General features: G+C 67.5%; 21 protein-coding genes. 14 read left to right on the forward strand and 7 right to left on the reverse strand.

The window, feature by feature from the left end; translation table 11 throughout:
• The first annotated feature begins 54 nt into the window (after nt 1-54).
• The 4 genes from ctaC to QRN27_RS16515 are packed head-to-tail and all read left to right on the forward strand — an operon-like array spanning nt 55 to nt 3,561.
• Nucleotides 55-957, forward strand: coding sequence for an aa3-type cytochrome oxidase subunit II (gene ctaC, locus QRN27_RS16500; RefSeq protein ID WP_056005474.1), 903 nt, complete (start codon nt 55-57; stop codon nt 955-957).
• The gene (ctaD, locus tag QRN27_RS16505) at nt 954-2,681 is read left to right on the forward strand and encodes an aa3-type cytochrome oxidase subunit I (protein ID WP_285043175.1); all 1,728 of its coding nucleotides are present in this window, start codon (nt 954-956) and stop codon (nt 2,679-2,681) included. The genes ctaC and ctaD overlap by 4 nt, the downstream gene beginning before the upstream one ends.
• A gap of 5 nt (nt 2,682-2,686) precedes the next feature.
• Nucleotides 2,687-3,109, forward strand: a complete 423-nt coding sequence (locus QRN27_RS16510; protein ID WP_194670102.1) for a cytochrome c oxidase subunit 4 — start codon at nt 2,687-2,689, stop codon at nt 3,107-3,109.
• A complete protein-coding gene (locus QRN27_RS16515; RefSeq protein WP_285043176.1) occupies nt 3,109-3,561 on the forward strand; it encodes a GNAT family N-acetyltransferase in 453 nt (150 codons plus the stop codon). Before QRN27_RS16510 ends, QRN27_RS16515 begins: the two co-directional genes overlap by 1 nt.
• Before the next feature lie 773 nt (nt 3,562-4,334).
• On the opposite strand, the gene qcrB is transcribed toward QRN27_RS16515, so the two are convergent.
• From qcrB to ctaE, 4 genes are read right to left on the reverse strand one after another with little or no spacing between them, the layout of a single operon-like run.
• Nucleotides 4,335-5,969, reverse strand: a complete 1,635-nt coding sequence (gene qcrB / locus QRN27_RS16520) for a cytochrome bc1 complex cytochrome b subunit (RefSeq protein ID WP_285043177.1) — start codon at nt 5,967-5,969, stop codon at nt 4,335-4,337.
• Nucleotides 5,966-7,051 (reverse strand): cytochrome bc1 complex Rieske iron-sulfur subunit, encoded by a 1,086-nt coding sequence (gene qcrA / locus QRN27_RS16525; RefSeq protein WP_285043178.1) that lies wholly within the window; start codon nt 7,049-7,051, stop codon nt 5,966-5,968. Before qcrA ends, qcrB begins: the two co-directional genes overlap by 4 nt.
• 35 nt (nt 7,052-7,086) lie before the next feature.
• Complete coding sequence (gene qcrC, locus QRN27_RS16530) at nt 7,087-7,932, reverse strand: cytochrome bc1 complex diheme cytochrome c subunit (protein ID WP_285043179.1); 846 nt, start codon at nt 7,930-7,932, stop codon at nt 7,087-7,089.
• An 18-nt stretch (nt 7,933-7,950) separates the two neighbouring features.
• Nucleotides 7,951-8,619 (reverse strand): aa3-type cytochrome oxidase subunit III, encoded by a 669-nt coding sequence (gene ctaE / locus QRN27_RS16535; protein WP_082455740.1) that lies wholly within the window; start codon nt 8,617-8,619, stop codon nt 7,951-7,953.
• Between the two features lie 143 nt (nt 8,620-8,762).
• On the opposite strand from ctaE, the gene trpD reads away from it, so the two are divergent.
• The 5 genes from trpD to QRN27_RS16560 all read left to right on the forward strand — a co-directional run bounded on the left by trpD (nt 8,763) and on the right by QRN27_RS16560 (nt 12,612).
• A complete protein-coding gene (trpD, locus tag QRN27_RS16540; RefSeq protein ID WP_285043180.1) occupies nt 8,763-9,824 on the forward strand; it encodes an anthranilate phosphoribosyltransferase in 1,062 nt (353 codons plus the stop codon).
• A gap of 118 nt (nt 9,825-9,942) precedes the next feature.
• Nucleotides 9,943-10,944 carry a dihydroxyacetone kinase subunit DhaK gene (gene dhaK, locus QRN27_RS16545; RefSeq protein WP_285043181.1) on the forward strand — a complete coding sequence of 334 codons (1,002 nt, stop codon included), beginning with the start codon at nt 9,943-9,945 and terminating at the stop codon, nt 10,942-10,944.
• Between the two features lie 4 nt (nt 10,945-10,948).
• Nucleotides 10,949-11,593, forward strand: coding sequence for a dihydroxyacetone kinase subunit DhaL (dhaL, locus tag QRN27_RS16550; protein WP_285043182.1), 645 nt, complete (start codon nt 10,949-10,951; stop codon nt 11,591-11,593).
• Nucleotides 11,590-12,297, forward strand: a complete 708-nt coding sequence (dhaM, locus tag QRN27_RS16555; protein ID WP_285043183.1) for a dihydroxyacetone kinase phosphoryl donor subunit DhaM — start codon at nt 11,590-11,592, stop codon at nt 12,295-12,297. The genes dhaL and dhaM overlap by 4 nt, the downstream gene beginning before the upstream one ends.
• Nucleotides 12,298-12,387: 90 nt before the next feature.
• Nucleotides 12,388-12,612 (forward strand): hypothetical protein, encoded by a 225-nt coding sequence (locus QRN27_RS16560; RefSeq protein WP_285043184.1) that lies wholly within the window; start codon nt 12,388-12,390, stop codon nt 12,610-12,612.
• A gap of 23 nt (nt 12,613-12,635) precedes the next feature.
• Here QRN27_RS16560 and QRN27_RS16565 read toward each other — a convergent pair whose 3' ends face one another.
• Entirely contained in the window at nt 12,636-13,214 is a 579-nt protein-coding gene (locus tag QRN27_RS16565) for a TetR/AcrR family transcriptional regulator (RefSeq protein WP_285043185.1), read from the reverse strand.
• Nucleotides 13,215-13,489: 275 nt separating this feature from the next.
• A complete protein-coding gene (locus tag QRN27_RS16570; RefSeq protein WP_285043186.1) occupies nt 13,490-15,862 on the reverse strand; it encodes an ATP-binding cassette domain-containing protein in 2,373 nt (790 codons plus the stop codon).
• Nucleotides 15,863-16,033: 171 nt separating this feature from the next.
• Here QRN27_RS16570 and QRN27_RS16575 point away from each other — a divergent pair, with 171 nt between their 5' ends.
• Nucleotides 16,034-16,627, forward strand: a complete 594-nt coding sequence (locus QRN27_RS16575) for an HdeD family acid-resistance protein (protein WP_285043187.1) — start codon at nt 16,034-16,036, stop codon at nt 16,625-16,627.
• A gap of 69 nt (nt 16,628-16,696) precedes the next feature.
• On the opposite strand, the gene QRN27_RS16580 is transcribed toward QRN27_RS16575, so the two are convergent.
• Nucleotides 16,697-17,461: an SDR family oxidoreductase gene (locus tag QRN27_RS16580; RefSeq protein ID WP_285043188.1), complete on the reverse strand. Its 765-nt coding sequence runs from the start codon at nt 17,459-17,461 to the stop codon at nt 16,697-16,699.
• A gap of 195 nt (nt 17,462-17,656) precedes the next feature.
• Between QRN27_RS16580 and QRN27_RS16585 the strand changes: the two genes are divergently transcribed.
• From QRN27_RS16585 to QRN27_RS16600, 4 genes are all read left to right on the forward strand, one after another.
• Nucleotides 17,657-18,154, forward strand: a complete 498-nt coding sequence (locus QRN27_RS16585) for an NfeD family protein (protein WP_285043189.1) — start codon at nt 17,657-17,659, stop codon at nt 18,152-18,154.
• The gene (locus tag QRN27_RS16590; RefSeq protein WP_285043190.1) at nt 18,151-19,176 is read left to right on the forward strand and encodes an SPFH domain-containing protein; all 1,026 of its coding nucleotides are present in this window, start codon (nt 18,151-18,153) and stop codon (nt 19,174-19,176) included. The genes QRN27_RS16585 and QRN27_RS16590 overlap by 4 nt, the downstream gene beginning before the upstream one ends.
• 13 nt (nt 19,177-19,189) lie before the next feature.
• On the forward strand, nt 19,190-19,966 hold the full coding sequence (locus QRN27_RS16595; RefSeq protein ID WP_285043191.1) for a glycerophosphodiester phosphodiesterase family protein: 777 nt from the start codon (nt 19,190-19,192) through the stop codon (nt 19,964-19,966).
• Nucleotides 19,967-20,101: 135 nt separating this feature from the next.
• The gene (locus QRN27_RS16600; protein ID WP_056005533.1) at nt 20,102-20,464 is read left to right on the forward strand and encodes an RNA polymerase-binding protein RbpA; all 363 of its coding nucleotides are present in this window, start codon (nt 20,102-20,104) and stop codon (nt 20,462-20,464) included.

Consider the following 20,464-nt stretch of genomic DNA (forward strand, 5'->3'; position numbering starts at 1 on the left):
ATCCCCACTAGACTGGGAGGCGATCCACAGGTGTGTATTCGAAAGGTTTCAGAGGTGCGCTCGACTCGTCGTCTCAGATGGGCTGCCATTCCGGTCGCAGCCACACTCGCCATAGTCCTGGCGGGTTGTACGCAGGCGGAACTACATGGTTACCTGCCGGGATTCGTCGAGGGCGAATCTCCCGTCACGAACCACACGGACCGCATCGCGGGCCTGTGGGTGACCGCTTGGCTGGTGCTGCTGGCCGTCGGCGTGGTGACGTGGGGGCTCATCATCTGGGCCGTCATCGTCTACCGCCGCCGCAAGGGCCAGACGGGCCTCCCCGTGCAGCTCCGGTACAACATGCCGATCGAGATCTTCTACACGGTCGTCCCGCTCATCCTGGTCCTCGGCTTCTTCGCCTTCACGGCGCGCGACCAGAACGCGATCGAGACCCAGTACGAGGATCCCGACGTCGCGATCGAGGTCTTCGCCAAGCAGTGGGCATGGGACTTCGTGTACGACGAGGCCGTCAACGGCCAGGACGTCTGGACCGCAGGCGTGCAGGCCGATGAAAAGCCCGGCGGCGTCATCGACCAGGACGCGCTCCCCACGCTGTACCTGCCCGTCGGCAAGACGGTGAAGATCGCGCTGCAGTCGCGCGACGTCATCCACTCCTTCTGGGTCATCGACTTCCTCTACAAGAAGGACATGTTCCCGGGGAAGACCAACTACATGTCCTTCACGCCCGAGCGTGAGGGAACCTACGCCGGCAAGTGCGCCGAGCTGTGTGGCGAATACCACTCGCTCATGCTCTTCAACGTGAAGGTCGTCTCGCAGGCCGAGTACGACAAGCACCTCGAGGACCTCGCCGACTCCGGCAACATCGGCGACTACGGCACCGAATACGACCGCAACAGCAACCTGCCCGGCACCAAGGCGCCGGCAGGTCTCGAAGAGCACGGAGACGGGGAATGACCTCCACCACGCTTCCTGCAGGCCAAGCGAGCGTCGTCGGACGCAGCTCGGTCGAGCGCAAGGGCAACATCCTGGTCAAGTGGATCACCTCCACCGACCACAAGACCATCGGGTACATGTACCTGATCGCCTCGTTCATCTTCTTCTGCCTCGGTGGCGTCATGGCGCTCATCATCCGTGCGCAGCTCTTCGAGCCCGGCGGAACGATCGTCGAGACGAAGGAGCAGTACAACCAGCTGTTCACGATGCACGGCACGATCATGCTGCTCATGTTCGCGACGCCCCTCTTCGCCGGCTTCGCGAACGCGCTCATGCCGCTGCAGATCGGTGCACCGGACGTCGCCTTCCCGCGACTGAACGCCTTCGCGTTCTGGCTCTACGCCTTCGGTAGCCTCATCGCCGTCGGTGGCTTCCTCACCCCGCAGGGTGCAGCGGCCTTCGGCTGGTTCGCGTACGCGCCATTGTCGAGTACGACCTTCTCGCCAGGTCTCGGCGGGAATCTCTGGGTACTCGGTCTGGCCCTCAGCGGGTTCGGCACCATCCTCGGTGGCGTCAACTTCATCACCACGATCATCACCATGCGCGCTCCCGGCATGACGATGTTCCGCATGCCGATCTTCACGTGGAACGTGCTCGTGACGTCGATCCTCGTCCTCATGGCGTTCCCGGTCCTCGCGGCCGCGCTCTTCGGTCTCGCCGCCGACCGCGTGTTCGACGCCCACATCTACGATGCGGCGAACGGTGGCGTCATCCTCTGGCAGCACCTGTTCTGGTTCTTCGGTCACCCTGAGGTCTACATCATCGCGCTGCCGTTCTTCGGCATCGTGTCGGAGATCTTCCCGGTGTTCAGCCGCAAGCCGATCTTCGGCTACAAGACACTCATCTACGCGACGATCGCGATCGCAGCCCTCTCCGTGACCGTGTGGGCACACCACATGTATGTCACCGGCTCCGTGCTGCTCCCGTTCTTCGCGCTCATGACGATGCTCATCGCGGTTCCGACCGGTGTGAAGATCTTCAACTGGCTCGGCACCATGTGGCGTGGCTCCGTCACCTTCGAGACCCCGATGCTCTGGTCGATCGGCTTCCTGATCACCTTCGTCTTCGGTGGACTCACCGGTGTCATCCTCGCGTCTCCGCCGCTCGACTTCCACGTCTCAGACTCCTACTTCGTCGTCGCGCACTTCCACTACGTCGTCTTCGGCACGGTCGTGTTCGCCATGTTCGCCGGCTTCTACTTCTGGTGGCCGAAGTGGACCGGCAAGATGCTCAACGAGAAGCTCGGCTACTGGCACTTCTGGCTGCTGTTCATCGGCTTCCACACGACGTTCCTCATCCAGCACTGGTTGGGCGTCATCGGGTTCCCGCGTCGGTACGCGACGTACTCGCCGGAAGACGGCTTCACGTGGATGAACCAGCTGTCCACCGTCGGGTCGTTCATCCTGGCGATCTCGCTGCTGCCCTTCTTCCTGAACGTGTACGTCACGATCCGGAAGGCTCCCCGGGTGACCGAGGACGACCCGTGGGGTTACGGTGGATCGCTCGAGTGGGCGACCAGCTCGCCGCCCCCGCGTCACAACTTCGTGTCGATCCCGCGCATCCGTTCGGAGCGCCCGGCGTTCGACCTCCACCACCCCGAGGTCGGTATCCCGGTCGGTGTCGGTCCCGCCAAGGACGCACCTGACGCACCCACGCTCGATGTCGACTCCGGAAAGGTGAAGTAGCCGCCATGCGCGCCAATATCATCCTCTTCACGATCCTCACGGTGTTCTGCGCGCTGCTCTGCGCGGTCTACACGGTGTGGTCGATCATCGACCCGCTGCACGGCCGCGTCGAGTGGGTCGGGACGGTCACGCTGGCTCTCGCAGCCATCCTGAGCGCTTTCCTCGGCTTCTACCTCAGCCGCGTCCACAAGAGCCAGGGAGCCGAGCTCCCCGAGGACACCCTGACGGCGAACATCGATGACGGCGACCCGGAGATCGGGCACTTCAGCCCGTGGAGCTGGTGGCCGATCATCCTCGCCGGCGCCTGTGGTCTGCTCGTGCTGGGTCTTGCTGTCGGCTTCTGGATCGCGATCATCGGTATCCCGCTGGTCGTCATCGCGGTCGTCGGTTGGAACTACGAGTACTACCGCGGATACTTCGCTCGCTGATGGTCGACTCGTTCAGCATCCGACGTGGCCAGCCCGACGACCGGTCCGCCGTCTTCGCATTGGCCGGCCAGCTCATCACGGGTTCGATTCCACCGGCCGCCGATGACTTCATGGCTGCATACAACAACGTGATGCGTCCCCGCGAGGACGAGACGAATGTGCTGTATGTCGCCATCGATCAAGACGACCGCGTGGTCGGCTACACGCTGATGACCGTGTCGCGCCTGTTGCACGCTGCGGGCCTCACCGCACATCTGCAGGAGCTGGTCGTCGACGAGAGTGCTCGTGGCGCAGGTATCGGTTCGGCGTTGGTCGAGGCGAACGAGCACTACGCCGTCGAACGCGGCGCTCGTCAACTGACGATGTCGACGTCGCGGGCCGGAGACTTCTACCGTCGCCTCGGTTACAACGTCACCGCAGAGTTCTACAAGAAGATCCTCCCGCTCGGCTGAGATCCGAAGCGGTACCGAAGAGCCCTCGAGCACACCGCTCGGGGGCTCTTTCGCGTTCCCTAAAGGGGATTGTCGCGTGCGCCGCACGAGCGGACGTTCGGGCTGTTTTCCGCTTGCCCCATGATCTCCCGGTCGGTTCGACTGAGCGCTGGGCCGATGCGCGATGCCGCTCATGTGTGCGCTCAGAGCGAGGTACGGGCGCGGCCGCCTGCGGAGCGCAGGCAGCCGCCGGGTGTGCAGCTGCCTGCGCTGCGATTCAGGACGTCCGGGCCACGGAGGGAAGCTGGTGCCTCTGGGGGGGCCGAGAGAGCCCGGCAGGATCGCAGAAACAGGGTCAGGAGATCGACACCCACAGCGGAGGCCACCAGCAACTCGAGGCGTCGGAGGGCAAGGCCAGGGAGGGGACGGGATGAGCGCCTGCTGCAGAGGCCCACTCACGATTGCGCTGGCAAACCGCGACGCAGAGGCAGCCCGCACCGCCGTCACGCTCTGGGGGAGCGGTCCACCGGCGAGACACGAGGTTTGCCCCGAACCGAGACGCGATGTCGTCCTCAAGGCTCTCGCTGAAAGACGCGTCCCTACCTGCGCCGTTGCCACGAAGGTCGTGGATGAGACCCGCCTGCAGGCTTGTCATGGGCGTCCTGGGGGTCGTGAGCGTCTCGTCATCGAGGTGAGAAGCTGCCGGCGGCCCAGGGCATCACGCTGTCGGTGCTGGGGGAACGAGAAGAGCCCCGCAGTCCGTGGACTGCGGGGCTCTCGTCGTGAGGCGTCGACTAGTGGTGGTCGCCGTGGGAGCGTTCGATCTCCGTGTTCGTGACCGGAGCGATCCGGTCCTCGAAGAACCACCGCGACATCGCGGCGCGGGCCTTCTGCACGCCGGTGATCTTGCCCTTCGCGTTCGGACGGATCATCAAGGGCTTGTGGTCGTCGTAGCTCGCCAGACGCCAACGCTCGTACTCGTCCACCGGTTCGTGGACCTCGATGAACTCGCCACCGGGGAGCCGGACGATGCGTCCGGTCTCGTAGCCGTGGAGGAGGATCTCGCGGTCCTTCTTCTGCAGCGCCAGGCAGGTCCGCTTGGCGAGGAAGTACGCGATGACCGGCCCGAGGATCAGGATGGCCTGCAGCGTGTGGATCACGCCTTCCATCGTCACCTTGAAGTGGGTCGCGATGATGTCCGAGCTCGCGGCTGCCCACAGGGCGGCGTAGAACGTCACGCCGGCAGCACCGATGGCGGTGCGGGTCGGCGCGTTCCGCGGACGGTCGAGGATGTGGTGTTCGCGCTTGTCACCGGTGATCCACGCCTCGACGAACGGGTAGATGAACACCGTGACGATGAACAGACCCAGGACGAGGACGGGAAGGATGATGTTGAACGAGAACGTGTGGTCCAGCAGGACGAACTCGAGGTGCGGTGGCACCAGACGGAGCGCCCCGTCGGCGAAGCCGATGTACCAGTCGGGCTGCGTACCCGCGGAGACCGGTGAGGGGTCGTACGGGCCGTAGTTCCAGATCGGGTTGATCGTGAACAGCGACGCGATGAGCATCACCACACCGAAGACGATGAAGAAGAAGCCACCCGCCTTGGCGGCGTACACGGGGAGGACGGGGAACCCGACCACGTTCTGCTCGGTGCGACCGGCGCCGGGGAACTGCGTGTGCTTGTGCACGACGACGAACACCAGGTGCAGGGCGATGAACAGCAGCACCAGCGCAGGGAGCAGGAGGATGTGGAGGGTGTAGAGCCGGCCGACGATGTCGGTGCCAGGGAACTCGCCGCCGAAGAGCAGGAAGGTCGTCCAGGTGCCGATGATCGGCAGACCCTTCACCATGCCGTCGATGATCCGCAGGCCGTTACCGGAGAGCAGGTCGTCGGGGAGCGAGTACCCGGTGAAGCCCTCGGCCATCGCGAGGATGAAGAGGACGAAGCCGATCACCCAGTTGAGCTCGCGCGGCTTCCGGAACGCCCCGGTGAAGAAGATGCGGAGCATGTGGAGGCCGATGGACGCGACGAACAACAGCGCGGCCCAGTGGTGCACCTGACGCATCAGGAGACCACCGCGGATGTCGAACGAGATGTCGAGGGTCGACGCCATGGCGACCGACATCTCGATGTTCTTCAGCGGGACGAACGACCCGTCGTAGTGCACCTCGGCCATGGAGGCCTGGAAGAAGAAGGTGAGGAACGATCCCGACAGCAGGATGATGACGAAGCTGTAGAGGGCCACCTCACCGAGGAGGAACGACCAGTGGTCGGGGAAGATCTTGCGACCGAACTCCTTGACGGCGACCGAGATGGACGTCCGTTCTTCGAGGTAGTTGGCTGCAGCGCCGGTGAAACCACCGGAGCTCTTCGCCGGAGCGGCCTTGGCCTGCTCAGGGGCGCGTGTTGCGGTCGAGGTGCTCAATGACGCTCCCAGAAGCTCGGGCCGACAGGTTCGTGGAAGTCGCTCCGCGCGACGAGGTAGCCCTCGTCGTCGACGGTGATCGGCAGCTGCGGGAGCGGCCGGGCGGCCGGTCCGAAGATGACCGCGCAGTGGTTCGTGACGTCGAACTGCGACTGGTGGCAAGGGCAGAGGAGGTGGTGCGTCTGCTGCTCGTACAGCGCCACCGGGCACCCGACGTGGGTGCAGACCTTGGAGTAGGCGACGATGCCGTCGTAGGACCAGTCCTTCTTCGACTCCTCCTCGACGAGGTCCTCAGGCTTCAGCCGCATGAGGAGGACGATCGCCTTGGCCTTCTCGTTGAGGACGTGCTCGGCCTCGTGGAGGTTCTCCGGGATGACGTGGAAGGCGCTTCCGAGCGTGACGTCGGATGCCTTGATCGGGGTGCCGGAGGGGTCGCGAGCGAGACGCGTGCCTTCCTTCCACATCGTGTGCTGCATGAGCTCGACCGGGTCCTCGTCGTACGGCGCGAGGCCGCGGAAGAGGGCGATGCCGGGCAGCGGGAACACGATGAGTGAACCGATGAGGCTGTTGCGGATGAGCGCACGGCGTCCAATGCCGGACTCGACGTTCGCCTCGTGCATGATCTCGACGGCACGATCGCGGCTGACCTGGTTCCCGCCGACCTTGTGGCGGTAGTCGATGCCCTCCTCGTCGTGCATGAGGGCCTTGCCCCAGTGCACAGCGCCGATACCGATCGCGAGCAGGGCGAGCGCCATACCGAGACCGATGAAGAGGTTGTTCAACCGGACGGACCCGATGTCCTCGGGCTCGATCGGGAACGCCATGTAGGCGGCGACCGCCCAGACGCTGCCGGCGATCGACAGGTAGAAGAGGGTGTAGACGGCGCGCTCGGCCCGCTTGTCCTTCTTGGGGTCGAGGTCCGTGACGCGCTTCCGGTGCGGAGGCAGACCAGGGTCGGCGATGGCATCGCGGGCGATGACCCCGGTACCGGTCGCGACCTGCAGCTCCTGCCCGTGGGCGGACGGATCGGCAGACGAGTCGGCGGTCGGGTGACCCGAATCGCTCGAGTTGTCGTGAGCCATTGTGCTCCTTCTTACGTGTTGTCGATCCGCGTCGGTCAGTTCGACTTCGCGGTGATCCAGACGGTGAGGGCGACGATCGAGCCGAGGCCGAAGATCCAGAGGAACAGGCCCTCGGAGACGGGGCCGAGCGAGCCGAGGTCGTTACCGCCCGGTGACGGGTTCGCCTCCATGAACTTGAGCGCGGTGATGATGTCGCGCTTGTCCTCGGGGGAGAGGTTCATGTCGTTGAAGACCGGCATGTTCTGCGGGCCGGTGACCATGGCCTCGTAGATGTGCGCTTCGCTGACGCCCACGAGCGACGGCGCGTACTTGCCCTCGGTCAGGGCGCCACCGGCTGCAGCGACGTTGTGGCACATGGCGCAGTTGATCCGGAAGAGCTGTGCTCCGTTGGAGGAGTCGCCGGCGGCGTCGAGGTACTGCTCGTCGGGGATCTCCGGACCGGGGGCGACCGATGCGACGTACGCAGCCAGCGAGGAGATCTGCTCCTCGGTGAACTGCACGGGCTTCTCAGGAGCCTGCGGGCCCTGGTTCTGCAGCGGCATGCGTCCCGTGCCGACCTGGAAGTCGACAGCGGCCGCGCCGACGCCGAGCAGGCTCGGTCCGGCGGTCGTGCCCTGCATGTCGAGTCCGTGGCAGGTGGCGCAGTTGGCCGAGAACAGCTTCTCGCCCTCGTCGACCGAGGCCTGCGACTTCGCGGCGGCGACGGGCTCGGCACTGGCGGTGCTGACGCTGACGGCCGCGTACGCTCCGCCGGTCACGAGCAGGCCGATGGCGAGGAGTGCCGCCGAGGCGAACGGGCTGCGTCGGCCGCTCTTGCGGTTCGCGCGAGCGCTCTTCTTGGACGACGCGGTGGCCGTCTGCTGGGTGGGGTCAGTCTTCATGGAGTCAGTCATTCCGGGTTAGCGCAGGATGTAGATGACGAAGTAGAGGCCGATCCACACGACGTCGACGAAGTGCCAGTAGTACGAGACGACGATGGCGCTCGTCGCCTCCTTGTGGCCGAATCGCTTGACCGCGAAGGCGCGGCCGATCACGAGGAGGAAGGCGATGAGCCCGCCGGTCACGTGCAGGCCGTGGAAGCCGGTGGTGAGGTAGAACGCCGAGCCGTACGCGTTCGAGCTGAGGGAGATGCCCTCGCTGACGAGCGTGGCGTACTCGAGCACCTGACCGGCGACGAAGACGGCGCCCAGGGCGTAGGTGAGGAAGAACCACTCGACCATGCCCCACTTGCGCGGGCTCCAGCCCGTCATGCGGGGCTGCATGCGCTCCGCGGCGAAGACACCGAACTGGCACGTGAACGACGAGGACACGAGGATGATCGTGTTGATCGTCGAGTACGGGACGTTCAGGCGGCCGGCTTCGGCCGCCCACAGCTCGGGAGCCATCGATCGCAGCGTGAAGTAGATCGCGAAGAGGCCGGCGAAGAACATGACCTCGCTGCCCAGCCAGACGATCGTTCCAACGGCGACCGTGTTCGGTCGGTTGATCCGGGGCGCGCTCGGCGCAAGGTTGATTGAGGTGCTCGTCACCCCTCCATTATGGCCGATAGCGCGAGCGGTTTTTCGCATTTCGGGGGCGACGATGGCCTGCGGAGCAGTAAGGCTATCCTTATTTCCTGACCGGGATCTTCGGTTCTGCTGCGGAATTCATGTGATCCTCGCCGGGTGGATCGCCCCGGGCCACGGCGGGTCGCGCTTGTAAGATCGTCGTCATGCCTCTCACGACCTGGCCGACGCTCATCGGCGACCTGATCGCCGGAACCGACCTCAGCGTCTCCGAGTCCACGTGGGCCATGGAACGCATCATGACGGGGCAGGTCACCGACGCCCAGCTCGCCGGGTTCCTCATCGCGCTCCGTCGGAAGGGGGAGACGGTCGACGAGATCGTCGGGTTCCGTGACGCGATCCTCGACCACGCGATGCCGCTCGTCGCGCCGTCCCGCGCGCTCGACATCGTCGGCACCGGCGGCGATCGGTTCGGGACGGTGAACATCTCCACCACGGCGTCGATCGTCGCCGCCGCGACCGGCATCCCCGTCATCAAGCACGGCAACCGCGCCGCGAGTTCGGCCTCCGGCTCGAGCGACGTGTTGTCGGCCCTCGGCGTCGACCTCGCGTTGCCGACGGACCTGGTGGGGGAGGTGCTCGCGTCCACGGGGATCACCTTCGCCTACGCCGCCGCGTTCCACCCGGGGTTCCGGCACGCCGGCGCGGTGCGTGCGGAGCTCGGCGTCCCCACCGTCTTCAACTTCCTCGGCCCGCTCGTGAACCCTGCTCGGCCGGAGGCCTCCGCCGTCGGTGTGGCGCATGCCGACCGGATCCCGCTGTTCGTCGGGGTGTTCCAGACGCGCGGGGCGACCGCGCTCGTCTTCCGTGGCGACGACGGCCTCGACGAACTCACCACCACGGGACACAGTCACCTGTGGGAGGTCACCCGCGGTGCCGTCACCGAACACGACCTCGATCCACGCGAGCTGGGTATCCGGCGCGCCGCGATCGACGACCTGATCGGCGGCGACGCGCAGCACAACGCCGGCGTCGTCCGCGCGACCCTCGCCGGCGAGGAGGGCCCCGTCCGCGACATCGTGCTGTTGAACGCGGCCGCCGGGATCGTGGCGTTCGAACTCTCGGAGGATCCGACGCAGGCACAACGGCCGATCCTCGACCGGTTCGCCGCTGCGTTGCTGTCCGCGGCGGACGCGATCGACTCCGGCGCGGCGACGGCCAGACTCGACGCCTGGGTCGAGGCGACCCGAGCCCTCGGTTCGCGCTGATCGACGTGGCGTCCACGGTCGACCGGACCCTACCGGCGGCGCGGCCCAGCGCGTAGGTTGAGACCCGATGCCGGCGCACCCGGCCGGCGGTCCCGAACCGATCTTGCAGGAGGATTCAATGAAGAAGCTCATCAATGATCCGAAGGACGTCGTCGCTGAGGCGGTGGCCGGCTTCGGAGCCGCGCACGCCGATCTCGTCTCCGTGTCCCTCGACCCCGTCTTCATCACGCGCGCGGACGCACCCGTCGCCGGGAAGGTCGGGATCGTGAGCGGCGGAGGCAGCGGACACGAGCCCCTCCATGGCGGATTCGTCGGGTTCGGCATGCTCGACGCGGCGGTCCCCGGACCGGTCTTCACCTCACCGACGCCCGACCCGATCGTCGCCGCGACCAAGGCCGTGGACGGCGGCGCCGGGGTGCTCCACATCGTCAAGAACTACACGGGCGACGTCCTCAACTTCGAGACTGCAGCCGACCTCGCGCTGGCCGAGGGGATCGAGGTCCGATCGGTGATCGTCGACGACGACGTCGCCGTCAAGGACTCGCTCTACACCGCCGGGCGCCGGGGCGTCGCCGGGACCGTCCTCGTGGAGAAGATCGCAGGTGCCCGCGCGGAGGCCGGGGGAGGGCTGGACGAGGTCGCCGAGGTCGCCCTCAAGGTCAACGCACGGACGCGCACGATGGGTGTCGCGCTCACCCCCTGCGTCGTCCCGCACGCGGGGGAGCCCAGCTTCACCCTCGCCGACGACGAGATCGAGATCGGCATCGGCATCCACGGCGAGCCGGGTCGGGAACGCATCCCGTTGGAACCGGCGGACCGCATCGTCGACCGCTTGCTCGGTGCCATCCTCGAGGATCTGCCGTATGCACCGGGGGAGCGGGCACTCGTCCTCGTGAACGGGATGGGCGGAACGCCGCAGCTCGAACTCTTCATCGTGTTCCGCCGCGTCGCAGAAGCCCTGGGGGAGCGCGGGATCGAGGTCGCACGATCCCTGGTCGGCAACTACACGACGAGCCTCGAGATGCAAGGGGCGTCGATCACCCTCCTGAAACTCGACGACGAATTGACCGAATTGTGGGACGCGCCGGTGCAGACCGCCGCGCTCCGGTGGGGACGGTAGACGGATGGGACTGGACGGAGCCTGGGCGGTCGCCTGGATGCGGCGGAGTGCTGCGGTGATCGCGGATCGCCGCGTCGAGCTGATCACGCTCGACCGCGACATCGGCGACGGCGACCATGGCGAGAACCTCGACCGGGGGTTCTCGGCGATCCTCGAGAAACTGGACGGGCAGCCCGCCGACGCGACGCCCTCGGACATCTTGAAGCTCGCGGCGACGACGCTCATCTCCACCGTCGGCGGCGCCAGTGGGCCGCTGTACGGGACGGCCCTGCTGAAGGCGTCGATCGCCGTGGCGGGGAGGGCCGAGTTGGATGCGGACGGCGTCGTCGCGTTGCTGACGGCGGCACGCGACGGGATCGTGCTCCGAGGCAAGGCGACGACCGGGGACAAGACCATGGTCGACGCTTGGACACCGGCCGTCGACGCTGCCGCGGCTGCTGCCGCTGCGGGGGAGACCCCGGGCGGCGTCCTCGCTGCGGCCGCTGCGGCGGCCGAGGCCGGCGCCGTCGCGACCGAACCGCTCGTGGCACGGAAGGGACGAGCAAGCTACCTCGGAGAGCGTGCGATCGGCCATCGCGATCCCGGCGCACAGTCGACCGCGTATCTGCTCGGCGCGGCGTCGGCCGCAGCATCGGGGGAGGCTGCATGAGCGGCGGACCCGTCGGACTCGTCTTCGTCTCCCACAGCGCGCTGATCGCTGAGGGGCTCGTCGACGTTGCCCGCCAGATGGCCCCCGACGCCGCTCTGGCCGCGGCCGGCGGCACCGACGACGGTGGGATCGGCACCAGCTTCGCGCTGGTCTCCGCCGGGATCGCCGCCGTGGATGCCGGAGTCGGCGTCGTGGTCCTGTGCGATCTCGGTTCGGCGATCCTGACGGCCGAGACCGCGCTCGACTTCCTCGGCGACGCCGTGCGCGCGCGCGTCCGCATCGTGGACGCCCCGCTCGTGGAGGGCGGCGTCGCCGCGGCCGTCGCCGCCCAGACCGGTCGGTCGCTCGACGAGGTCGTCGCAGCCGCCCAGTCGGCTGCCGGCCGACCGGACGCCGACGCCTCGACGACGGAGGCCGGATCGGCGGACGCCGGGCCGACGGACACGCCCCACGCCGCGGCGACGGTCACCCTGCGCAACAAGGACGGTCTGCATGCCAGACCCGCCGCGGAGTTCGTGCGGTCCGCCAGCAGGTTCGCGGCGAACGTCGTCGTCAACGGCAAGGACGCGAAGAGTCTGCTCGGAATCATGTCGCTCGGCCTCGTGAAGGGGGCCGAGGTGCGCCTCCAGGCCGACGGGATCGATGCCGTCGAAGCCGTCCAGGCGCTCACGTCGCTCATCGAGTCCGGCTTCGGCGAGGCCTGAGGTCGGGTCGCTGGGCGGCGGGCCGAGCACCTTGTGTGCTCCGACGCAAGTGGGTGGGCGGTCGGGGAGTGGCGGCGTAGCATCGCCCGCATGGATGAACAGACGAAGACGTCGGACACCGATGACCGCCTCTGCACGGTCTGCGGCCACCCGCTGGCCGAGCACACCTTCGATCGGTCCTCGGAGCACGATCACTTCATGACCTGCCCGACGCAGGATCGACTGCCGGACCCGGCGGAGTCCTCCATCCCGGTCAACGAGTTCGGGATGCCCCTGTGGGAAGAGGACCCGGACCGCCAGGCTCCACCCGCCTGACGAAGCAGCGGGCCGCGACCGGTTCACCCCAGGTCGAGGAGCGACCGGACAGCGGCGCTCAGGCGGCCGACAGTTTGCCGCTCGTCGTCGTCGATCGCCTCGCCGTCGATGATCCACCGGGTCCATCGGGCGAGGTGCTCCGGTGGGACATCCGTGCGCGCGGCTCGGGTGCGCACCGCTTCGGTGATGTGCTCGAGCAGGAAGCGGTCGACGAGCTCCGCCTCCTCGACGAGGACGGCTCTCACCTCGGGGAGGTGCGCGGCACCATGGACCGCTCGGGCGAAGCCCACCTGCCGGTCTGCGTCGTGCTCGCGATCGAGAGTTGTGAGGTACTTCTCTAGGGCCGCCTTCCCGCGGCCGCTGCGCGCGGCCCGATGGAGATGTTCCTCGGTCCACGCGGCACTCGCTCGGAGCAGCGTGAGCAGGATGTCGATCTTCGTCGGGAAATAGTGGAACAGCGTTCCGGAGGAGACCCGAGCCGCTCGACAGACGTCGGCCGTCGACGTGCCTTCGAACCCCTGTGCGGCGAAGCACCGGTACGCGGCAGCGAGAATCACCGTCTGCCGTTCGGTGAAGCGCTGCTGGTCCACGACACGGGGCATGAGCGCCTTCCTGATTGATAGAGCGTGCACTCTAGAGTGACCGCTCTAGAAATTCTATCCTGGTGAAACGGAGATTACGGTGTGGGAGCCGGCGTACCGGGACGGCACGCTCGCTCCGCCTGCGCTGCGGTACGTGTGGAAGGGAGAGGGGTCCGCGGTCAACGAGTTGACATAATGTGCATTATCAGCTCTTTTCAGCCCGCCGCGAGCGGGGTCGGATCGGCTCACCAGGTCACGACTACCGGTCCGGACGTCGCTGGGACGGCCGGGGTGCGTCAGGTGCCCACGTACCGCGCGAGGTGCTCTCCGGTGAGCGTTGATCGCGACTCGATGAGCGCTGCGGGCGTCCCAGCGAACACCAGGCGCCCGCCGTCGTGACCTGCGCCTGGTCCGAGGTCGACGATCCAGTCCGCGTGAGCCATCACCGCCTGATGGTGCTCGATGACGATGACCGACTTGCCCGAGTCCACGAGTCGGTCCAGCAGTCCGAGCAGTTGCGCGACGTCGGCGAGGTGCAGGCCCGTCGTGGGTTCGTCCAGGATGTAGACCTCACCGTCGTCGGCCATCTGCGTCGCCAGCTTGAGCCGCTGGCGTTCACCGCCGGACAGGGTGGTCAACGGCTGGCCCAGGCTCAGGTATCCGAGGCCGACATCCGCGAGGCGCGCCAGGATCGCGTGCGCAGCCGGCGTCCGGGCCGGACCGTCCGCGAAGAACGCCTCGGCTTCGACGACGGACATCGCGAGCACCTCGCTGATGTCCCGCTCCCCCAGGTGATATTCCAGAACGGAAGCAACGAACCGGCGGCCCTCGCACACCTCGCAGACGCTCGAGACACTCGCCATGACGCCGAGATCCGTGAAGACCACACCCGCGCCGTTGCAGTTCGGACAGGCCCCGGCCGAGTTCGAACTGAACAGCGCCGGCTTCACACCGTTCGCCTTCGCGAACGCCTTGCGGATGGGCTCGAGCAGGCCCGTGTAGGTCGCCGGGTTGCTGCGACGCGAACCACGGATCGGGCTCTGGTCAACCGTCACGACGCCCGGGCGCCCCGCGACCGAACCGTGGATGAGCGAGCTCTTCCCCGAGCCGGCCACGCCCGTGACGACGACCAGGACGCCCAGCGGCACGTCGACGTCGACGCCCTGGAGGTTGTGCCGGTCGGCTCCGCGCACCTCGATGACGCCCGTCGGACGGCGCACCTCCGGTTTGAGCGCCGCCCGGTCGTCGAGATGGCGTCCGGTGAGCGTGTCGCTGGCGCGCAGGCCGTCGACCGTCCCCTCGAACATCACCTGTCCCCCGCTGGTTCCGGCTCCGGGGCCGAGGTCGACGACGTGGTCGGCGATCGTGATCGTCTCCGGTTTGTGTTCCACGACGAGGACCGTGTTCCCCTTGTCGCGGAGCCGCAGGAGGAGCTCGTTCATCCGCTGGATGTCGTGCGGGTGCAGTCCGACGGTCGGCTCGTCGAAGACGTACGTCACGTCGGTGAGCGACGACCCGAGATGGCGGATCATCTTCGTGCGCTGTGCCTCGCCACCCGAGAGGGTACCGGTGGCGCGGTCGAGGGACAGGTACCCCAGCCCGATGGCGACGAAGGAGTCCAGGGTCTCCTGGAGGACCGTCAGCAGCGGACGCACCGACGGCTCGTCGAGCGCCCGGATCCAGGCCGCCAGGTCGCTGATCTGCATCGCGCACAGCTCCGCGATGTTCCGTCCGGCGATGCGCGAACTCCGAGCACCCTCGCTCAGACGGGTCCCCTGGCACGCGGGACACGTGGTGAAGGTGACGGCGCGGTCCACGAAGGCGCGGATGTGTGGCTGCATCGCCTCACGATCCTTCGAGAGGAACGACTTCTGCACCTTCGGGATCAGGCCCTCGTAGGTCATGTTGATGTCGCCGACCTTGACCTTCACCGGCTCCTTATGGAGGAAGTCGTGGAGCTCGCGCTCCGTGTAGTCCTGGATGGGTTTGTCCGCGTCGAGGAAGCCGGATCCGGTGAAGATTCGGACGCCCCACCCGTCCGGGGTGTAGCCCGGGATGGTGAGCGCACCCTCGTTGAGCGACTTCGTGGCGTCGTAGAGCTGGGAGCGGTCGATGTCGTTCACCGTTCCCATCCCCTCGCATCGCGGGCACATGCCGCCGGTGATCGAGAAGCTGCGTCGCTCCTTCGTGCTCTGTCCGCCGCGCTCGATCGTCACCGCTCCGGCTCCGCTGATCGAGGCGACGTTGAAGGAGAACGCCTGCGGGGAGCCCACGGCCGGGTCCCCGAGACGACTGAACAGGATGCGCAACATGGTGTTCGCGTCGGTCGCCGTGCCCACCGTCGACCGCGAGTTCGACCCCATCCGCTCCTGATCCACGATGATCGCGGTGGTGAGGCCTTCGAGGACGTCGACGTCCGGGCGTGCCTGCGAGGGCATGAAGCCCTGCACGAAGGCGCTGTAGGTCTCGTTGATCATGCGCTGGGACTCCGCCGCGATCGTCCCGAAGACGAGCGAGCTCTTCCCCGAGCCGGACACGCCGGTGAAGACCGTCAGGCGGCGCTTCGGGAGCTCGACGTCGACGTTCCGAAGGTTGTGCTCCCGGGCGCCTCTGACCCGGATCACGTCGTGGGTGTCGGCGACCCGGGTGTCCTGCGATGCGGCGTCCATGGCGATCAGCGTAGCCGCCGTCGTCGGTCGACGTCCGACGGGCTCGGGCTGCCGTCGCAGGTGACTTCCGAAGTCATGCTGTGAAACACCTGTGCGGATGCGTCACACTGATGGCATGCCGACCGATCACTCGGAGGCATCGCCGCACCGTCCACCTGTCAGGAGCCGACCATGACCGAACCGTCCGTCACCACGTACACCTTGAACTCGGCGCGACTGACCGCCGGCCAGATCTCCGGCGTCCGCTGGGCGTTCGCCGTGGGTGGTGTCCTCACCATCCTCCTCGGGGTCTTCCTGCTGGTCGCCCCGAAGGCGTCGCTCGTCGCCGTCGCTTGGATCTTCGCGAGCTACTTCCTCATCGCGGGGATCGCCCGCATCACCCGCGGCGTCCTCGCCCGTGAGCACCGTGGAGGCTGGCGGATCCTCACCATCGTGTTCGGCGTGCTGCTGTTCGCCGCAGGCGTCTACATCATCCTCGACCCACTGCTCGGCATCGGTGCGCTCGTCTTCGTGATCGGCCTCTCCTGGATCGTCGAAGGCGTCGCCTCCCTGTTCGACTCGGCACCGGACGTGTCGCGGTGGGTCACCGTCCTCTATGGCGTGATCAGTGTCGTCGCCGGGGTGTTCGTGCTCGCGAACCCGCTCCTCGCAGCCGTCACGCTCCTCCTCGTCACCGCGTTCTTCCTCATCGCGGCCGGCGTCGTCGAGATCGTCCAGGCGGTCACCTTCGGCAAGCAGGTGAAGCGGGCCGGTCTCGCCGGGTGAATCCGGCCGGAGGACGACGGACGCCCGGGCCCATGTGGGCCCGGGCGTCCGTCGTCCGATCGTCGTCGACTACTCGGCGATGAAGTCGCTCGTGTCGCCGACGTACCGGGTGTGGTTCTCGGGGATCGGCTCCACCGCGGCTGCGGCGACCTCCGCGGCGAACTCGCCGACGTTGTAGAGGCGTCCGGCCGACTCCTTGCGCGAGCTGATCGCGCCGGGGTTCGCGCGTTCCAGCAGGGTCGCGGTGATGGTCCCCTCGATCATGTCGCCCGACACGACGACGAAGTCGACCCCGGCGGCGTCGAAGGTGTCCTGCTTGGCGCGGAGGGCGTCCTCGCCGGCCCGCTTGGAGGTCGCGACGGGCACGTACTCGGGCATCGTCGGGGTGGTCCGGATGAAGTGCGCCTGGTGGCTCGTGACGAAGACGATCCGCGAGCCCGGCCGCAGCATCGGCATGGCGTGCTCGACGACACTCACCTGCGCGTCGCGGTTGAGCTGCATGGCGTAGTCCTCGGCCATGCCGCTCTCCATGCCGCCTGAGGCGTTCAGGACCAGGACGTCGAGGTCGCCCAGCTCGGCCTTCGTCGTCGCGAACATCGCGCCGACCGAGGCGGGGTCCGTGAGGTCGGCTCCGACGACGACGGCCTGCACGCCGAGCGCCCGCACCTCGTCGGCGAGCTTGACGGCGCGCGCCTCCTTGTTGCGGTAGTTGATGACCACGTTCGCGCCGGCGCCGGCGAAGTACCGGATGGTGTCTGCGCCGATGCCGCGCGAAGAGCCCGTCACGAGGACGTTCTTCCCGGCGAGGGATCCGGCGGCCAGAGGGTTCGTCACGGGAGGGCTCCTTCAGATCTGGGGCCGCTCGTCGGCGGCTGGTTCCAGCCAACGACCCTATCAACAACCGGACGGACGGATCCGGTCGCGCCCGCGGTCGAGCTGATAGCGTTGACGATGACCGGCGCACCGTCTCGCGCTCCCCCGGGTCACGAGGCGGCAGTCGCACGAGCCGATCCGGGAGGAATCCGCATCATGGACGTCATCACCGAGTACGCCTGGATCGCCTGGCTGGTGGTGATCCTCGTGTTCGTCATCATCGAGATCCTCTCGCTGGAGTTCACCTTCCTGATGCTCGCGGTCGGCGGGGTCGTCGGGTTGCTCTCCGGCCTGGTCGGAGCCCCGTGGTGGTTGCAGCTGCTCATCGCCGCGGCCGCCGCCGTCCTCCTGCTCCTCGCCGTCAGGCCGCCGCTGCTCCGCGCATTGCAACGCGGTGCGGACCCGGCCAGGAGCAACATCGACGCGCTGCTCGGCATGCCAGGGCTCGTCATGTCCACGGTCACCCCGCACGGTGGCCAGGTCAAGCTCGGCAACGGCGAGGTCTGGACCGCCCGTACCCCCCTTGACTCCCCCGCGTCCTCGCTGGAGCCCGGCACCCGCATCATCCTGTCCGTCGTCGACGGTGCCACCGCCGTCGTCGTCCCCGTCCCAACCCACCCGACCCCGTCGGGCGAGCAGAAGGAGCAGTCGTGAACGACATCTCATCAGGAGCGATCATCGGCTGGGTGATCGCCGCCATCGTCGTCATCTTCGTGCTGGTGGTGCTGTTCCGCTCCATCCGCATCATCCCGCAGGCCAGTGCAGGCGTGGTCGAACGGCTCGGGAAGTACCACAAGACCCTCCTGCCGGGGCTGAACCTCCTCATCCCCTTCATCGACCGCCTGAGGCCGCTCATCGACCTCCGCGAGACCGTCGTGTCGTTCCCGCCCCAGCCGGTGATCACCGAGGACAACCTCGTCGTCTCGATCGACACGGTCGTCTACTTCCAGGTCACCGACGCGCGTGCGGCCACCTATGAGATCGCGAACTACCTGGGTGCCGTCGAGCAGCTCACGACGACGACCCTCAGGAACGTCGTCGGCGGGTTGAACCTCGAGGAGGCGCTCACCAGCCGGGACGAGATCAACAGCAAGCTCCGGATCGTCCTCGACGAGGCGACCGGCAAGTGGGGCATCCGCGTCGGCCGCGTCGAGCTCAAGGCGATCGACCCGCCGCTCTCGATCCAGGACTCGATGGAGAAGCAGATGCGCGCCGAGCGGGATCGCCGCGCGCTCATCCTCACCGCGGAGGGTACCAAGCAGTCCGCGATCCTGACCGCGGAGGGTGCCCGACAGGCGGAGATCCTCCGCGCCGAGGGTGACGCTCAGGCCGCCGTCCTGCGGGCGCAGGGTGAGGCCTCGGCCATCCAGACGGTCTTCAAGGCCATCCACGACGGCGACCCGGACGAGAAGCTCCTCGGGTACCAGTACCTGCAGATGCTCCCGAAGCTCGCCGAAGGTCAGGCCAACAAGCTCTGGGTGATCCCGAGTGAGCTGACGGAAGCACTGAAGGGCATCGGCTCCGCGTTCGGACCGGGCAACACGCGTGACCCCGCGGCCGCCGCTCGGTCTGCTGCAGCCGCCGCCGCGGCGCCGCCCTTCACCCCGTCGACGTCGTCGGCCCAGGCGCCGTCGCCATCGGCGGCGACGCAGGTACCCGGTCACCCGGAGTCCTGAGCACACGGTGGCGGTGTCGAGCCTCACCTTCTTCCAGCCGGCCGGTCCTCGCGTGTTCGCGCATCGAGGGCTGGCCGGTTCCGGTGTTCCGGAGAACACCCTCTCGTCCTTCCGCCGGGCCCTCGCCGCGGGCGCCGACTATCTCGAGACCGACACGCACCGTACGCGCGACGGGCATGCGGTCCTCTTCCACGACGCGTCCTTACGCCGGATCACCGGCGACCCGAGGCCGATCGCCGAGTTGGACCTGGCGGAGCTCCAGCAGATCGACCTCGGTGGTGACCACGTCCCGACGCTCCACGAGGCGCTCATGGCCTTCCCCGAGGCGCGCTTCAACCTGGACGTCAAAGACGCTGCCGCTGCGCTGCCGGCCGCCGAAGCCATCCTCCGGGCCGACGCGCGCGACCGGGTCCTCGTCACCTCGTTCGACGAAGGTCGGCGCTCGGCGGTGCTGGACGCGCTCGGCGGCGACGCCGGATCGGCGGACATCCCCACCTCGGCGTCGGCGGCGATCCTGCTCCGGGTGCTGCCGACGGTCGCCCTCCACCTCGGCGACACGGCGCTCCGGCGGGCGCTGGGCGGTGTGCACGCCCTGCAGATCCCCGAGCGGTATCGCGGCGTCCCCGTCGTCACCGGACGGCTCCTGCGGCGGGTACACGCCCTCGGCGTCGAGGTGCACGTCTGGACCGTCAACGACCCGGCCGACATGCGGCGTCTCCTCGATCTCGGTGTCGACGGTCTCGTCACCGACCGGTGTGACCTCGCCCTCGAGGTGCTGGGCTCGCGCTGAACGACGCCTGACCGGAGTGGTCGCGCTCCATCGGCTGCGAGCTGGGCGTGACCTGGGAGCCGGGTGGGTGAACGGAACACTTTACCCAGCTTGTGGGTTTATAACTGTGCATGCCGAGCGAGAGGAGACCACACAATGGCAGATCGCAGTTTGCGCGGAATGCGCTTGGGCGCCCAGAGTCTACAAACGGAAGAGGGCGTCATATTCTCGGCGCGGAGCAACCACACCTACCGGTGCCAGAGTTGCGAGCGCGAGACCACGATGACGTTCGCCGCCGACGCGGAAGTCCCCGAGTTGTGGGAGTGCCGGCACTGCGGTGCCGAGGCGGTCCTGCTCGTCGACTCACAGCCGGTGGTCGTCGACCGCGGCGATGTGAAGATCCCGAGGAGCCACTGGGACATGCTGCTCGAACGTCGCTCGCGCGATGAGCTCGAGGAACTGCTCGAAGAGCGACTCTCGTACTTGCGCGCGCGTCGCGGCCAGCAGAAGAGCGCGTAG

Origin of the sequence: Plantibacter sp. LMC-P-059a, assembly GCF_030209505.1 — a bacterium.
Classification (GTDB): domain Bacteria; phylum Actinomycetota; class Actinomycetes; order Actinomycetales; family Microbacteriaceae; genus Plantibacter.

Bases quoted from the DNA above. Each gene is read 5' to 3' on its own strand.
- QRN27_RS16600 (WP_056005533.1), top strand. From the start codon at position 20,102: ATGGCAGATCGCAGTTTGCGCGGAATGCGCTTGGGCGCCCAGAGTCTA.
- qcrA (WP_285043178.1), bottom strand. From the start codon at position 7,051: ATGGCTCACGACAACTCGAGCGATTCGGGTCACCCGACCGCCGACTCG.
- QRN27_RS16565 (WP_285043185.1), bottom strand. From the start codon at position 13,214: ATGCCCCGTGTCGTGGACCAGCAGCGCTTCACCGAACGGCAGACGGTG.
- trpD (WP_285043180.1), top strand. From the start codon at position 8,763: ATGCCTCTCACGACCTGGCCGACGCTCATCGGCGACCTGATCGCCGGA.
- QRN27_RS16560 (WP_285043184.1), top strand. From the start codon at position 12,388: ATGGATGAACAGACGAAGACGTCGGACACCGATGACCGCCTCTGCACG.
- QRN27_RS16510 (WP_194670102.1), top strand. From the start codon at position 2,687: ATGCGCGCCAATATCATCCTCTTCACGATCCTCACGGTGTTCTGCGCG.
- QRN27_RS16575 (WP_285043187.1), top strand. From the start codon at position 16,034: ATGACCGAACCGTCCGTCACCACGTACACCTTGAACTCGGCGCGACTG.
- QRN27_RS16570 (WP_285043186.1), bottom strand. From the start codon at position 15,862: ATGGACGCCGCATCGCAGGACACCCGGGTCGCCGACACCCACGACGTG.
- dhaL (WP_285043182.1), top strand. From the start codon at position 10,949: ATGGGACTGGACGGAGCCTGGGCGGTCGCCTGGATGCGGCGGAGTGCT.
- QRN27_RS16515 (WP_285043176.1), top strand. From the start codon at position 3,109: ATGGTCGACTCGTTCAGCATCCGACGTGGCCAGCCCGACGACCGGTCC.
- qcrC (WP_285043179.1), bottom strand. From the start codon at position 7,932: ATGAAGACTGACCCCACCCAGCAGACGGCCACCGCGTCGTCCAAGAAG.
- dhaM (WP_285043183.1), top strand. From the start codon at position 11,590: ATGAGCGGCGGACCCGTCGGACTCGTCTTCGTCTCCCACAGCGCGCTG.
- ctaE (WP_082455740.1), bottom strand. From the start codon at position 8,619: ATGCGAAAAACCGCTCGCGCTATCGGCCATAATGGAGGGGTGACGAGC.
- dhaK (WP_285043181.1), top strand. From the start codon at position 9,943: ATGAAGAAGCTCATCAATGATCCGAAGGACGTCGTCGCTGAGGCGGTG.
- ctaD (WP_285043175.1), top strand. From the start codon at position 954: ATGACCTCCACCACGCTTCCTGCAGGCCAAGCGAGCGTCGTCGGACGC.
- QRN27_RS16585 (WP_285043189.1), top strand. From the start codon at position 17,657: ATGGACGTCATCACCGAGTACGCCTGGATCGCCTGGCTGGTGGTGATC.